Source organism: Marinobacter sp. S6332 (assembly GCF_023016045.1).
In the GTDB taxonomy this organism is placed as follows: Bacteria; Pseudomonadota; Gammaproteobacteria; order Pseudomonadales; family Oleiphilaceae; genus Marinobacter.
In genome coordinates this window covers 77,790-92,162 of sequence record NZ_JALKAP010000009.1, presented here as the reverse complement: position 1 = coordinate 92,162, position 14,373 = coordinate 77,790, and the positions used below count along the sequence as shown (strand labels likewise).

13 protein-coding genes are annotated in these 14,373 nt (G+C 53.1%); 5 read left to right on the top strand and 8 right to left on the bottom strand.

Features of this window, described 5'->3' with window-relative positions; translation table 11 throughout:
* Positions 1–18: 18 nt before the first annotated feature.
* The 5 genes from MWU62_RS13715 to MWU62_RS13695 all read right to left on the bottom strand — a co-directional run bounded on the left by MWU62_RS13715 (position 19) and on the right by MWU62_RS13695 (position 5,137).
* On the bottom strand, positions 19–765 hold the full coding sequence (locus MWU62_RS13715) for an ABC transporter permease (RefSeq protein WP_247115437.1): 747 nt from the start codon (positions 763–765) through the stop codon (positions 19–21).
* Positions 765–1,712, bottom strand: a complete 948-nt coding sequence (locus MWU62_RS13710; RefSeq protein WP_247115436.1) for an ABC transporter ATP-binding protein — start codon at positions 1,710–1,712, stop codon at positions 765–767. The genes MWU62_RS13715 and MWU62_RS13710 overlap by 1 nt, the downstream gene beginning before the upstream one ends.
* The gene (locus tag MWU62_RS13705) at positions 1,709–2,869 is read right to left on the bottom strand and encodes an ABC transporter permease (RefSeq protein WP_247115435.1); all 1,161 of its coding nucleotides are present in this window, start codon (positions 2,867–2,869) and stop codon (positions 1,709–1,711) included. Before MWU62_RS13705 ends, MWU62_RS13710 begins: the two co-directional genes overlap by 4 nt.
* A 3-nt stretch (positions 2,870–2,872) precedes the next feature.
* A complete protein-coding gene (locus MWU62_RS13700; protein WP_247115492.1) occupies positions 2,873–3,745 on the bottom strand; it encodes an ABC transporter substrate-binding protein in 873 nt (290 codons plus the stop codon).
* Between the two features lie 261 nt (positions 3,746–4,006).
* Positions 4,007–5,137: an aminotransferase class V-fold PLP-dependent enzyme gene (locus MWU62_RS13695; RefSeq protein WP_247115434.1), complete on the bottom strand. Its 1,131-nt coding sequence runs from the start codon at positions 5,135–5,137 to the stop codon at positions 4,007–4,009.
* A gap of 375 nt (positions 5,138–5,512) precedes the next feature.
* On the opposite strand from MWU62_RS13695, the gene rnk reads away from it, so the two are divergent.
* The gene (rnk, locus tag MWU62_RS13690; protein ID WP_247115433.1) at positions 5,513–5,896 is read left to right on the top strand and encodes a nucleoside diphosphate kinase regulator; all 384 of its coding nucleotides are present in this window, start codon (positions 5,513–5,515) and stop codon (positions 5,894–5,896) included.
* Positions 5,897–5,941: 45 nt separating this feature from the next.
* Here rnk and MWU62_RS13685 read toward each other — a convergent pair whose 3' ends face one another.
* Entirely contained in the window at positions 5,942–7,564 is a 1,623-nt protein-coding gene (locus MWU62_RS13685) for a methyl-accepting chemotaxis protein (protein WP_247115432.1), read from the bottom strand.
* A 226-nt stretch (positions 7,565–7,790) separates the two neighbouring features.
* Here MWU62_RS13685 and MWU62_RS13680 point away from each other — a divergent pair, with 226 nt between their 5' ends.
* Positions 7,791–8,456: a hypothetical protein gene (locus tag MWU62_RS13680; protein ID WP_247115431.1), complete on the top strand. Its 666-nt coding sequence runs from the start codon at positions 7,791–7,793 to the stop codon at positions 8,454–8,456.
* Positions 8,457–8,462: 6 nt separating this feature from the next.
* Here the strand turns inward: MWU62_RS13680 and MWU62_RS13675 are convergent, their stop codons facing one another.
* Positions 8,463–9,083: an L-threonylcarbamoyladenylate synthase gene (locus tag MWU62_RS13675; protein WP_247115430.1), complete on the bottom strand. Its 621-nt coding sequence runs from the start codon at positions 9,081–9,083 to the stop codon at positions 8,463–8,465.
* Between the two features lie 42 nt (positions 9,084–9,125).
* Entirely contained in the window at positions 9,126–9,452 is a 327-nt protein-coding gene (locus MWU62_RS13670; protein WP_247115429.1) for a BolA/IbaG family iron-sulfur metabolism protein, read from the bottom strand.
* A gap of 278 nt (positions 9,453–9,730) precedes the next feature.
* Here MWU62_RS13670 and MWU62_RS13665 point away from each other — a divergent pair, with 278 nt between their 5' ends.
* The 3 genes from MWU62_RS13665 (at position 9,731) to MWU62_RS13655 (ending at position 14,345) form a co-directional block, all read left to right on the top strand.
* The gene (locus MWU62_RS13665) at positions 9,731–11,893 is read left to right on the top strand and encodes a DNA topoisomerase III (RefSeq protein WP_247115428.1); all 2,163 of its coding nucleotides are present in this window, start codon (positions 9,731–9,733) and stop codon (positions 11,891–11,893) included.
* A gap of 113 nt (positions 11,894–12,006) precedes the next feature.
* Positions 12,007–12,711 carry a response regulator transcription factor gene (locus tag MWU62_RS13660; protein ID WP_247115427.1) on the top strand — a complete coding sequence of 235 codons (705 nt, stop codon included), beginning with the start codon at positions 12,007–12,009 and terminating at the stop codon, positions 12,709–12,711.
* Positions 12,708–14,345 (top strand): FecR domain-containing protein, encoded by a 1,638-nt coding sequence (locus tag MWU62_RS13655; protein ID WP_247115426.1) that lies wholly within the window; start codon positions 12,708–12,710, stop codon positions 14,343–14,345. Before MWU62_RS13660 ends, MWU62_RS13655 begins: the two co-directional genes overlap by 4 nt.
* Positions 14,346–14,373 lie beyond the last annotated feature (28 nt).

The window sequence follows — 14,373 nt, the reverse complement described above, 5'->3', positions numbered from 1 at the left end:
TCTCATCGTCAGTCCGCCCTATGCTTTGTGCGCCCTTGCAGAAAATGCTCTGGCCCATGTCCGCTCTAACGCTTCGAACAAACTATCAGTCGCCAGTGCCAGCAAGCCGATCAGGATAGCGCCTTGCAGTACGTAGGCAGTATTGCCGTTAACCAATCCCGCAATCACCGGGTCGCCAAGTGTGCGGGCGCCGATGGTGGACCCTATCGCTGCAGTGGCAATGTTGATGGTAACGGACGTACGGATCCCCGCCAGTATCACTCGCCCAGCCAGAGGAAGCTCAACCTTAAACAGCACTTGCACGGAAGACATGCCCATCCCTTTAGCGGAATCGAGCACCGCAGGGTTAATACCACCCAGCCCTGCCAGAGTATTCCTTAGTATCGGCAGTAAACCATATAGTATCAATGCAAACAGTGTAGGCTTTTCACCAAAACCCATCGCGGGTACTGCCAGAGCCAAAACCGCCACCGGCGGCACGGTTTGACCAATTGAGGCCATTTGGCTGACCAACGGCATAAAGTCGCAGCCTGCTGGGCGTGTCACGAAAATGCCTGCAGATACTGCCACCAAGGTGCCCATGGTGGCAGACGCCAACACAAGCCAAATGTGGCTTTGTAGTAAGGTGTAAAAGCTGTTTCTGGTATAAATCAGATTGTCTGTGCCGCCTTCCACCCATGAAAATAGTGGCGCCATTGCGGGGAGCAACGCTGCTAGAGCGCACAAGAATGCAACCCAGATAACCGGAGTGAGCCACAAGCGCATCAGGCGCCCACCTTCAGCAGTTGCTCTCGGTTTACTATGCCCACCTCTGCCCCTGTCGCATCTAGAACCGCGAGTCTTTCTGTGTTGGTCCAGAGCATCATAGATAATGCAATGCGCAGGCTGTCTGATTCATTCAGGCTATCGGAACCGGGTTCGGAATATCGGGGCTCAGGATGCCGCTCCATCAGGTCGCTTACGGTGCGCAAAGCCAGAAGCTTCAACCCACGATCGCCCTTCCCGATCAGGTTCTCCACAAAGGCGGATGCCGGCCGCCGAAGAATTGCTTCGGGCGTGTCGTGTTGAATAATCCGCCCTTGGTCCATCACGGCAATACGTGAGGCCAGCTTCAGCGCCTCATCGATATCGTGGGTGACAAACACCGTGGTTTTATTCAGCTGCCGTTGGATTCGCAGCATTTCCTGCTGCAGGTTTTCTCGGGTGATGGCATCCAGTGCTCCAAATGGCTCGTCCATCAAAAGAATATTCGGATCGCCCGCCAGTGCCCGCGCCACACCCACGCGCTGGGCCTGACCACCGGAAAGCTGATGGGGGTATTTTCTAGCATCGGTTTCCGGGTCCAGCCCCAAAAGAGCCAAGAGTTCGGTTACCCGTTCATCACGTTTTTGAGCAGGCCATTTAAGCAGGGTGGGCACCACGCCGATATTGCGAGCGACCGTCCAGTGGGGGAACAAGCCGGTGCTTTGTATGGCGTAGCCCATATTCAACCGCAGCGCCTCAGGATCCGCTTTGTTGATATCCTCGCCATCCACAAGAATTTCGCCGCTGGTGCGAGGCAAAAGACGATTGATCATCCGAAGCGTGGTGGATTTCCCGCATCCGGAACTGCCCACGAGCACGCAGACTTCACCGGTTTCGATGGTCAGGTCAATATTATCAACAGCCACAGCTTCACCGAACCGTCGAGTGACGCCTTTCAGCTCAATCACCTTGGTGTCTCCTGAAATTTCAATGCAGACAGGATGGCATCCGCCGCCAATGCCAAAAAGACGGTGGGCAAGGCGCCCAGCAGCACAAGGTCCATAGCGGCTTGGCCTAACCCCTGAAAAATAAACGTGCCAAAGCCCCCAGCGCCAATCAGTGCCGCGACGGCGGTTAGGCCGATCGCTTGGATGGTAGTAATTCGCACACCTTCAATAATGACCGGCAAAGCGAGAGGAAGCTTCACTTGCAGAAAAACCTGCCGCTCGCTCATCCCCATACCTCGGCCAGCGTCTACTACCGGCTCGGGCACTTCCATCAGGGCAACGTAGGTGTTGCGCACCATTGGTAACAGGCTATAGGCAATCAACGCGAGCAAAGCGGGCGCCCAACCGATGCCTCGTATTCCCAAGGCCTGCAGAGCGGGAAAGGCTGCCGACAATGCCCCCAAAGGCGCAATCAACAGCCCGAAAAGCGCCAGACTGGGAATGGTTTGCATGAAACTCACCAGCCCCAGTAGGGGGCGACGCAGCCGCTCCCGCCTCACCATGGCCAGCGCCAAGCCAAAAGCCAGTACCGCGCTAATGGCAACAGCGCCTAATGACAGAGACAAATGTACGGTTAGAGCTTGTGAGAATTGGTCTGCCCGGTTAGCGTATTCGCGGATCAGCGATAGGCTAGAAAGCCCTTCACGGGCGGCGCAAAGCCACCAACCGGCAGCAACCAACAGCACTACTGATAACTGAAGGCGACGGGAAGCTTTGAGCTGACTTAAGGTTTCTAAGAGCATTAGAGCGAGAAAAAAAGCCAAACACCAAAACCCGGCACCTATGCCGATTCGAGCGTAAGCGGAATCCGCTGGTAGCTTGCGCAGCGCAAACACTTCAAGCAGCAGGGGCAGGCTCATGAGTGCAGCCGTCAGCAAAAACGACAGCACCCAGAAACGGTTACGGATAGGCTTTGTCGCGAGCACAACCGCAACAAATAGCAGGGACGAAACAATGCCAGCCCCGAGCCAGCCTGTGGCACCAAAAAGCCCGTAGCCCGCACCAGCCACAATGCGATTAGGCTGAACCACACCCAGATTCAGCAGCCACACCAAAACGAACGCAGCAAGCGCTAATACAGGTATTACGCGGTTCGGTAGCCCAGTCGATGAAGGCACTGATTAGTCCAGGTTAAGGCTTTCCAGATAGTCCTTCGCCACCGCAGCTGCAGGGGCGCCTTCAACGGCTACTTTTGCATTCAATGCTTGCAGGGTTTCCAGATCAAGCGATTCAAACACCGGCTTTAATAGCGGGCGTATGTTGGGGTATTCCTTCAATACGCTTGCTCTGATTATGGGTGTTGGTTGATAAACCGGCTGTACGCCTTTGGTGTCTTGCATCACCTTCAGGCCCAAAGCGTTGAGGCCGCCGTCGGTGCCATAAGCCATAGCGCCATTTACGTCATTGGAGTTAATGGCCGCTGCCCTTAGGGTCGCTGCGGTATTACCACCGGAGAGGATCAGAAGCTGATCAGATGTTAGCTCGAACCCGTAAGCCTTCTGGAACGCAGGCAAGGCACTGGCAGACTCCACAAACTCAGCGCTTGCGGCAAATTTAAACGGCTTGCCAGCATTGATATAGTCGGCCAAATCTTCCAGTGTTTTTAGGTTATTCTTCTGCGCCAAATCGCCGCGCACACTCATGGCCCAGGTATTGTTGGCGTTCGCAGGCGTTAGCCAGACAATGTTTTCAGCGGTGCTGTCAAGCTCCGCTGCCATGTCGTATGCCTTTGCAGCATCCTTCCAAACTGGGCTATCTGCCTTGTCGTAAAAGAATGCAGCATTGCCGGTATATTCAGGGTACAGGTCAATTTCACCCGCTTTAATTGCGCTGCGCACTATGCTGGTGCTGCCAAGCTGTAACCGGTTTTCTACGGGAATACCGCCGCTCTCCAAACGCTGCAGAATCATCTGACCAAGCACACCACCCTCCGTGTCGATCTTTGAAGAAACGACCACCGAGCCCTGCGCTGAAACTGCGCCCGTTACACACATCAATGCAAATGCCACACACCGAACCAGCGATCGCGATATGCGCCGATGCACCCTGTTTAAGGCCAGATTTCCATGGGCCAGAGCTTCATGGGGTAGACGTGCTAGACGAGCTTTGATATTTACGAGGGTCACAGGTATTCCTCTCTTGGTCATTGGGCCGCTTTACGCAGCCCAGAGTTCAGTGAGTTTAACGAAATTACTACAACGAACGACACGAAATCCTAATGGCTCTGCCATGCCAGCGCCATTACCGGCCTGAAATCAGCCTTGTATCGCCTCCAAAGCCACTCTCAGGTTCTCAACCGTTCTATCCAGATTGTTCAGTTTTTCCAAACCAAACAGCCCCATGCGGAAGGTACGAAAGTTCTCCGATTCTCCACACATCAGAGGTACACCGGCGGCTACCTGCAAGCCCTGCTCACGGAATAAGCTGGTGTTATGAATGTTGATATCGTCGGTGTGTAAAACCACAACACTGGACGATTCGAAACCTTTCCCGGCAACGCTTTGGAAGCCGGCACTGTAAAACAGCTCACGCACCTGTTTGCCAAGCTCTTCTTGCCGCTGATAAAGCTGGTCCGGACCAGCTTTTACCGTTTCGAGCATGGCATCGCGGAGAACAACTAAAGTGTCAGTCGGCATGGTTGCATGGTAGGCGTGATTGCCAGACTCATAAGCCTGCATGATTTGAGACCATTTGCGCAGGTCTGCCGCAAAACTGGTGCTCGTTGTTTCATTCATGCGTGCAATGGCACGCTCGCTCAGTGTGATCAGTGCAGCACAGGGTGAGGCGCTCCAACCTTTTTGCGGCGCCGTGATCAGCACATCCACACCACAGGCTTTGGTATCAACCCAAAGAGCACCGGAAGCAACACAGTCCAGCACAAACAGACCGTTGACGTCTTTTACTGCATCGCCAACGGTTTTTAGATAATCGTCTGGTAGCACAATCCCGGAAGCGGTCTCAACATGGGGAACAAATACCACTGCAGGCTTTTCGGCTCTGATGCGCTCTGCAACCTGTTCTGCCGGCACCGGAGCGTAAGCCGCTTTGGCGGTGTTATCCGAAGCCTGCGCCTGAAGCACAGTGATGTTGTCAGTGATTCGCCCTGCTTCAAGTATCTGTGTCCAGCGATAGCTGAACCAGCCGTTGCGAACAATTAGACACCGCTCGCCGTTCGCGAACTGGCGGGCTACAGCCTCCATCCCAAAACTACCGCCACCGGGTACAATTACGGCGCCCTTAGCGTTGTACACCTGTCGGAGCGTTGACGAGATATCTCGCATAACTTGCTGAAACGGTGCAGACATGTGATTTAGCGAGCGGTCGTTGAAAACCACGGAGTATTCCAGCAACCCGTCTGGGTCAACAGAAGGAAACAATTTGGACATGGGTAAGAAATTCCTTGCCTGATGCAGTTTATGAATGAATCGTCTAAGGTGTCAGTCTAACAAATATGGCGTTATGCGCTTTATTTCTTACGTTTTCCATAAGCCCACTTGTGGAACCCGACAAAAGCTTATAAATTAACCAGAGCGGCCAAGTTGCCGCTTTTCCTTTATTTATCCAGACAACGCACTAGGTGAAGCTGTGAGAACGTTTTTCTCAGAGATCATTCCTTTCTACTATTTAAGTGCCCGCCATCAGGCAGGCACTGCCGGTGTGTTGCCTGCGTTCCTCTTTTCTCGCTGAATCCGTTTTTACATGTCGGGTTCGGCGCCTGAACCCTTAAGTTTCAAATACTCATTTTATTTTTGGAGATTACTATGGCAGATATGCCGGAAGTTTTGGTTGCTGAAGAAGACTTTAATCGGCTGACTACCCTGATTGAAAAACAGGGTGACTCAGATGTGGTAGACGGACTGGATGATGAGCTGAGCCGCGCCACACTGGTACCGCTGGCAGATATGCCCGCGCACGTAGTAACTATGAATTCAAAGGTTCGCTTTCAAAATGAAGACAGCGGCCAGGAACAGGAACTGACGCTGGTTTACCCCCATGAAGTGGGCACCGGCGAAGGCAAGATTTCGATTCTGGCCCCTGCGGGCTCCGCTTTGCTAGGGCTTGCGGTAGGTGACTCTATCGAATGGCCAATCCGTGGCCGCAACAATATCCATCTCAAGATCATTGAAGTTACCCGAGAGGGCTAGCCCACGGGCAAGGCTTACCGGAGCTGCCCCAAAAGGGGCGCCCGGTTAGCGGTTCTTTTCGGCCAAGCGAAATTGCTCGATGGTCTCCCTGAGCGTTTCCGCCATAACCAACAAATCCCCCGCTATATTCGCCGTTTCCTGAGCATCTGTGGATGCCTGCTCTGCCGAACGGCTGATTTCAATAACATTCTGATTGATGGCTTCCGACACATCACTTTGCTCATTCGCCGCGCTTTCCATTTCCAGATTGAGCGATGCAATCTCGCGAACTGCAGCTGCAATGTCCTGCAACTCGGATTCTACTTTCAAGATAGCTTCTACCTGTTGCCCCGCCATATCAGACGCATGGCTCATAGTTGCAACACAGTCCACCACTTCACTTTTAAGATCGTTAATGGTTTTCCGGATTTCCTCTGTGGAAACCTGAGTACGCGATGCCAAAGCCCGAACCTCGTCCGCTACAACCGAGAAACCACGCCCCTGCTCCCCAGCTCTGGCGGCCTCGATAGCTGCATTCAGCGCCAGTAAGTTGGTTTGTTCGGCAATATTGGAAATCTCTTCCAACATGCTCGCCATCTGGCCTGTGCGCTGATTGAGATCTTCGATTCTCTTAGCGCCGCCTTCAACCTCTGTATTCAATGCTTCAATGCCCTCAACGGCGGCGCGCGCAAGTTGCTCGCCACTGTTCGCAGACTCAGCAGTTTCAGACGACTTGCGAGTTGTATGAATGGCGTTTTCACGCACCTGCACAGCCGATGCGGCCATTTCGGTGGTGGCGCTGGCAACCTGATCGGTGTTGTCTTTCTGAGCCATAACTTCACGGCCCGTGGTTTCAGCTTTTGCAGCGATACTGCGCGCTGCCTGCTCAACCTTTGCAGCGTTATCCATAACCGTATGCATGCTTTCACGGATTTTCGCCATCATGCGATTAAATGCCAGAGAGACGGAGCCGATTTCGTCATTGCGAGAGACATCCAGCTCAATGGTGAGATCGGAGTTTTGGGAAATCTCATCCATACTCCGCTGAAGCCGACGCAACCGGGAGAAAACCAATCGATTCAAAACCAACCCGGTCAGGAAAAACACCGCAACAAAGATAGCTATTTGAATTCCACCACTGGCGAATAATTGCTGGTGCAAGGCGTCATCGCTTTCAGCAAGAGAGTAGTCCACACGTATCGCACCAAGCACATCGCCCTCTTGTGCCTGATGGCAACCCAAGCAATTTACACCCTGGTAATCTTCTCGGGCGATAACCGGGTCAATCAACGTATAAACACGCCCATCCTCGTTATTTGAGTAGCGCTCAATTCGCTGGCCAGCCAGCGCTTTTCTGTCATCAGAATCACGGGTTTTCTCTGCTGCGGTGCCGCTGCCAAACATGCGGTTCAGCTGATCGCTGCGGATTACTCTCACGTCTAGCACGTCTGCCGGGGCCATTACTTTGTCCCGAAGTACATCGCGGTTGCTGATAGTGCCAGTAACCATCATGGTGTTCAGGCCATCAAAATAGGATTTGGCTAGGCCATCCACGTACTTATGGCTGAACTCCTCCATGTGATCGCGCTGCGCACTCGCGCTAAACAGTATGGTGAAAACCAGAATAAGAGAGAATGCCGCTGCCAGTGCAGCGAGCAGCAAAAAGCGAATGGAATATTGTTTTTTCATAGCGACCCGGTCACAAGAACAATGAACGCCAGCTCAACCCGGCAATTTAGAGCATCCTAAGTGGTTGACGGCAAAACGACGTTTAACTTTATAGATATGCGTCAAATATTTACTGATTTAGATCAGAAACCGGGATTATCATCGACTGGCCCGGAATGTGCTTCCACTAGATCATAGACGATAATTTTCTGGCGCGCTTCTGCGGGCCGGTGGAGGAATACACGCTATGTCGTTGCTGACATCTCTTATACAGGCAAGCACCCGCTTCCAGCAGAGCTTGGAGAAGCGCTCGGCGATAAGTGATGCGGAGGGCCAGAAAGCTAAAGGCATGGGCGGCGCAGACCCGCTTCAACCTGCAGGCCCGGGGGACGACCGTTTTACACCATCCGGGGCATCGCTAGGTGATGCTAGCAGGCTGAAATCACAGAAGCTGCCTCTGGCTGACTATAAGCAAACGGTGGGGCAGGATCTTGCCTTCATACGGGAAACGCTGCGGCACAAACTTGCCGAGTACAACTTAAATCCCAACTCGGCGATAAGTGTCAACAAAAACGAAAACGGTAAAATTGAAGTGGGTGGAAATTTGGCGGAAGAAACCCGCACCCGAATCGAAAACGACTTAAACGTGAACAAGAATTTTGAGGATGCCTTCAGCCGCCTGAGCGTCAACGAACCCACATTGCACTTTATGGACAACGCCCTAAAGCTCAATCAGGCCTATGGGGTAAATAATTCACTGCTCGATACACTGGTCAGTGAAAATCAGCAATTTAACGGCCTGCAGGATCTCGTACACCGCTACGACACCCTGCGCCGTTCTGCCCCAACAGACCAGTTTGAAGCCGCCGCGAACCGGGGTAACTACGCTTTCAACCTAAATACTCGGGCCTAAGCAAACTCACTCAAAGGGTGCAGGATCACCCTTGCCCACTCGGGTAACCTCCGGCAAATCGCCAGTGAAGTTCACCACTGTGGTTGGCTCCATGCCACAAAACCCACCATCGATAATCAGATCAAGCTCATGCTGCAGCGTATCTCGGATATCGTAAGGGTCCGTCATAGGGTCCGACTCACCCGGTAAAATCAGCGTGCTGCTCATAATAGGCTCGCCAAGCTCACCCAACAGATCGCGGACTATCGCATTATCAGGAACCCGCACGCCAATCGTGCGCCGCTTCGGGTTCAGCAAACGTCTTGGCACTTCACTCGTTGCATCCAGAATAAAGGTATACGGCCCCGGCGTGAAGGTTTTCAGTAGCCGGTACTGAGTGTTATCTACCTTGGCATAAACGCCGATATCCGAGAGGTCCCGGCACACGAGTGTGAAGTTATGCTTATCATCCAGCTTTCGAATACGCTTTATCTTGTCCGCAGCCGGCTTCTCACCCAAATGGCACCCAAGGGCATACCCGGAGTCAGTGGGATACACAATCACACCGCCACCACGAAGAATCTCAACAGCCTGCTTGATCAACCGCTTTTGAGGATTTTCCGGATGAATCTGAAAAAACTGGCTCATAAAAGCCCTCCATTTTGTTTTTTAACCGCCTGAAGCCGCTTATTAAGCATCAGCCTTGGAACCACCCATACAATTCGGCGAAGAAGGCGCAACCTGCCCAGACGCCTCCCACTCCTCTGGAGAGTATAGATGCAACGCCAACGCATGCACGCCACCAGCCATCTCCAACTCCTCAGAAAGCACCTTGTAAATAGCTTGATGCCGCCTAACCTTCATCTGCCCTGCAAACGCTGGTGACACCATGGTCACCTTGAAATGCGTTTCGGAGTTAGGCGGCACACTGTGCTTATGGCTCTCGTTCTCTACCTGAAGAATGCTGGCGCTAAACGCGTCATTCAGCTTGGCTTCAATTGCGTTCTGCATTTTCATAAGAATCAACTCTCAACATTCGTTCTGAAATAAATGACGATACTCCGGAGTATGAAGTGGGCGTGGGGCTGGCCTTTCCAAAACTGTGTGTTGCCAAGGATGGCAACACCAAGCCCCCACGGACGGGTTCACGGCGTGTTTTGGAAAGGCCAGCCCCACGTCCACTAACTCCAAAACAACAGTCTACTACAGAACAAGCAGCCCCCGAACCTTGACACCCCACACCCAAACCGCCACATTCCCCACCACCCCAAAACCAGACACAGCCATACCCAAACATGCTCCTCTATATCGCCGAAAAACCCAGCCTTGGCAGGGCCATTGCCGCCGCACTCCCCGGCCCCTACCAAAAAGGTCAGGGCTGGATTCGTTGTGGCCAAGGCAGCGAAGCGGCCACCGTAAGCTGGTGTATTGGCCACCTGCTAGAACCAGCAGAACCCGCCAGCTACAACCCGGCATGGAAAACATGGCGTCAGCACGACCTACCCATGTATCCGGACAAATGGCAGCTAACTCCTAAAGACAGCGTACGCCAACAGCTGAATGCCTTGGAGGCCCTAATCCGGAAGGCAACGACCATCGTTCATGCAGGCGATCCAGACCGGGAAGGCCAGTTGCTAGTAGACGAGGTAATACGCTACTTCGGAACCAGAGCGCCGGTAAAACGCATACTTATTAACGACCTGACGCCTGCAGCAGTCGCCAAAGCCATACAACAGCCCAGAGATAACCAGGAATTCAGGCGGCTGTCCCACTCAGCCCTCGCCCGACAACGCGCCGACTGGCTTTATGGCATCAACCTAACCCGCTTCTACACGTTGAACTACCAACAGCAAGGGCAAAAAGGCGTCTACTCCGTGGGGCGAGTACAAACCCCGGTACTGGGACTGGTGGTTGAGCGCGATAACACCATTGAGAATTTTGAGCCCAAACCCTACTTCCGCATTGAAGCCCGCTTCAAAGCACAGGAAGAAGAAGCCGACCAGCAAGTGTTCACGGCGCGATGGCTGCCGGATGAGCAGTTTCAGGACTATCTGGACGAAGAAAACTGCTTGCTAGACCGAGCCACCGCCGAGCAAATTGCCGCCAGCATTCATAGCCGACCCGGTTCAATCGTCGAATCCCGCTTTCGCGACCGACCAGAAGCGCCGCCTTTGCCCTTATCTCTGTCGGCTCTGCAAATTGAAGCGGGTCGTCTTTTTCGCATGGGTGCCAAAGACGTACTCGACACAGCCCAGAATCTTTACGAACGCCACCAACTCATCACCTACCCCCGTTCCGATTCTCGATACCTGCCAGAAGGCCACTTTGCCCAGCGCGAGCAGGTTGTGGGCGCGATTGCACGAGTCTCAGCAGACCTTTCAAACGCCTGTAGCAGTGCAGACTTGAGCCGCAGAACCGCGGCTTGGAACGATAAAAAAGTCGATGCGCACCATGCCATTATTCCAACTAGCCGAACGGCACCGAACGGAAAACTCAGCGACGCTGAACAAAAAATCTATAATTTAATCAGCCGCTACTACCTCATGCAGTTTTTTGCGGATGCCATTCACCGCGAAGGCCGATTGACCGTGCGGGTTGCAGAGCATAAGTTTCGAGCTACAGAGACAGCGGTACTCACGCCAGGTTGGAAAAAACTGGAGTTAAAACTGCGTGAAACGAGTAGAGAGGCAGAGAAGCCACCACTGCCACGCCTGAGTAAAGGCGAACCGGTACTCTGCGAAGATAGCAGTGTAAACGAGCGCAAAACTCAGCCACCCCAGCACTTCACTGATGCAACGCTGCTTTCGGCAATGACCAACATCGCCCGATTTGTAACTGACCCCGAGCTTAGAAAAACCCTGCGTGAGACTGATGGCTTAGGCACGGAGGCAACCCGCGCGAGCATTATCGACACGCTTTTCAAGCGCGACTATTTATACCGTGACAGCAAACATATTCGCGCGACCGACAAGGGCAAAACCCTGATCGGTGCACTGCCGGAATCGGTTAGTACGCCGGACAGAACGGCAGTTTGGGAGGCGACCCTTGAGAGCATTCGCAGAGGTGAAGACGACCCGCGTAAATTTCTGGAAACATTAAAAGCAGAAATAAGGCTGTTTATTGGCCCTAATGTGGGAACGCGGGTTTCAGAGCCTCAAAGCAAGGCACCAAACTGCCCCAAGTGCCGCGCGCTAATGACCGAAAGGGATGGCAAATTCGGCCGATTTTTCGCCTGCACCAGATACCCCGAGTGCCGAGGAACCCGACCAATTGAAGATTCAGCACCGAAGGATGGCACCGGCGAAAAACCAGTGCCCTGCCCGCACTGCTTTTCGCCCCTAGTGCGCAGAAAAGGCAAGAAAGGCTGGTTCTGGGGCTGCAGTAATTATCCCTCCTGCCGACAAACCTTAGATGACGACAACGGAAAACCTGCAGTTCGCTTACGCAAGGCTACATAACAACACTGAATATAGCAGAGCAATTTGTGATAATTACATGATATGGCAGGTTATCCTGTATCACACACAGCGAAACCGAATCGCAACGAGTCATCTAATCCGGGAGAGGCGCAATGCGTATTGCTCTGCTTGAAGACCAACAGGAACAGGCGCAGCACATTCAGTCTATTTTGTCTGAGCGTGGGCACGACTGCGACAGCTTTCCTACGGGTCAGAGCTTTATCAGCGCCGCACTGCACCGCAGTTACGACCTGATGATTCTTGACTGGCAGATCCCCGACATGACCGGTATTGACGTGCTAAAGAGCGTAAGAGCACAAATTAACTGGCCTATTCCTGTGGTATTCCTCACCCAGCGAGACAGTGAAGCCGACATTGTTGAGGCGCTAGACGCAGGCGCAGACGACTTTATTGCAAAGCCTGCCCGTGCAGCAGAACTGGTTGCACGTATAAACGCTCTGGCTCGCCGCGCTAACCCGGATAACGAAAAAGAAGTCCTTAAATATGGGCCTTTCGAAGTCAATACGCAGCAAAGAACCATAACTCTTCATGGTGAAGCACTCTCGCTGACAGACAAAGACTTCGATTTAACGCTATTCCTGTTTCAGAATCAGGGCCGGTTACTCACTCGTGACGTGCTTCTGGAGCGAGTGTGGGGAATGGCAAAAGATATCAATACCCGAACTGTAGACACTCATATGAGCCGGTTGCGGCGTCGATTAGGCCTAAACCCGGAAAATGGCTTCCGCATAAAGACAATCTACCAGCGCGGATATCGCCTTGAAGCCATGAAAGCCGAGGCAACAGTTACAGAATGACAGTACCCTCTTTGTCCTCGATTACCAAAGCGTGTCTAATGCTAGCGCTGTTAGCATTGGGCATGCCCGCGGGTGCAGAGCTTTCCATTACCCGCGGCTCAGCAACAACCGTCGCAAGCTCCGCTGGCGAAACCGTGCCTGAGTGGATCTATACTCTGAAACGCGGCGAGAGCTTTGCGGAAGTGGCCAATGACCTTCTGGTTAGACAGCACAGCCCAGCTCAACTCCTGCGATATAACACTATTGGAAACGCCGCTATTCTTGGGGAAGGCGACCGTATTCGCATTCCATTGTCCTGGCTAAAACGGCAGCCCAACCCTGCTCGCGTCACCTCGGTTTCGGGCAGTGTTCAACTGATATCCGGTATTGATGGCCGGAAAAGAATCCTAACAGAAGAAGCGCTCATAAGAGTGGGCGATGAGGTGCTCTCAGCTGCTGGCGCCGCGACTATTATGCTGGCTGATGGATCGGAAGTGCGCGTGTCTCCAAATTCCAGATTGATCTTCAATCGACTAACCCAGTACGGTAAATCCGGCATGGTCGATACGCGCCTGAGGCTTGACCGCGGGGAGGTACACACTCGTGTTAAGCCAGTGATTGAAGGAGGCGCTCGTTTTGAAATCGAGACCCCATCTGCGGTAGCTGCTGTGCGCGGTACAGCTTTTTCATTACACGCCGGGCCAGAAGGCACGCACCTGCAGGTCACCGAAGGCGTTGTCGATTTCGGCTCTCCTAAGCAAATCCATCGTATTCCTGCTGGTTACAGCGCGACTGTTGCCAGCAATAACGGGAACAAGCTAAGCATTCGCAAGATGCCGCCGGCGCCCGAGCTAAATCCTCTCCCACCGGTACTTTCGCAACTGCCGGCGGAGCTAACTTGGAAATCAAGCCCGGCAAGCGCCTACCGCTTGGATATTTTTGAGACAGAAAGTGGACGTTGGATTGAAAGCCGCGAAGTCAGCGGTAACCGCTTTGACATAAGCCGTTTGGACAACGGCCAGTATGAGATACATTTGGCCGCGTTCGATCAACAAGGCATGACAGGAATGCCCGGCATACTGCCCATAGAAGTTGACCTACAAGCACGAACCGCCAAACTGCTAACCCCGGAAAATGGTGGCAGTGTGAATGATGACATGCCGGAATTCCGCTGGGAGCTCAAGGGCGAGAACGAAGTAGCGCGAGTTGAAATTGCGGAAGATGAAGCCTTCAGGGACTTGGTTGCAACCAGCGAGTGGGCGCCAGGAACCACCGCTTTACCCTCCCGCCCCCTAAGCCCCGGCCAGTACTATTGGCGTGTAGTGACAGAAGCTGGCGGAAACTCTGTAGCAACGACTCAACCCAGAAAACTGGTTGTAAATGGCACGCTCCCGCCGGTGCGCATTATCAGTATTAACTACATAGACAGTCAGGTTCGGGTGTTTTGGGAGAAAGTTGATACCGCCGCAAATTACCGCATGCAACTCTCCGAAGAGCCTAGTTTCAACGATATAATTAAGGAAGCTACGCTACCAGACACAACAGCGGCCTTGCGTCTTATTCCCGGAAGGCGGTATTTTGTGCGCCTGAAAGCGCTTTCCGATGGCCCACTGGAAAGCCGCTGGGGCCCAGGGAGGGAGCTGTATCTAGAATAGTATCGAACAACTGACGCACAAGTAGGAC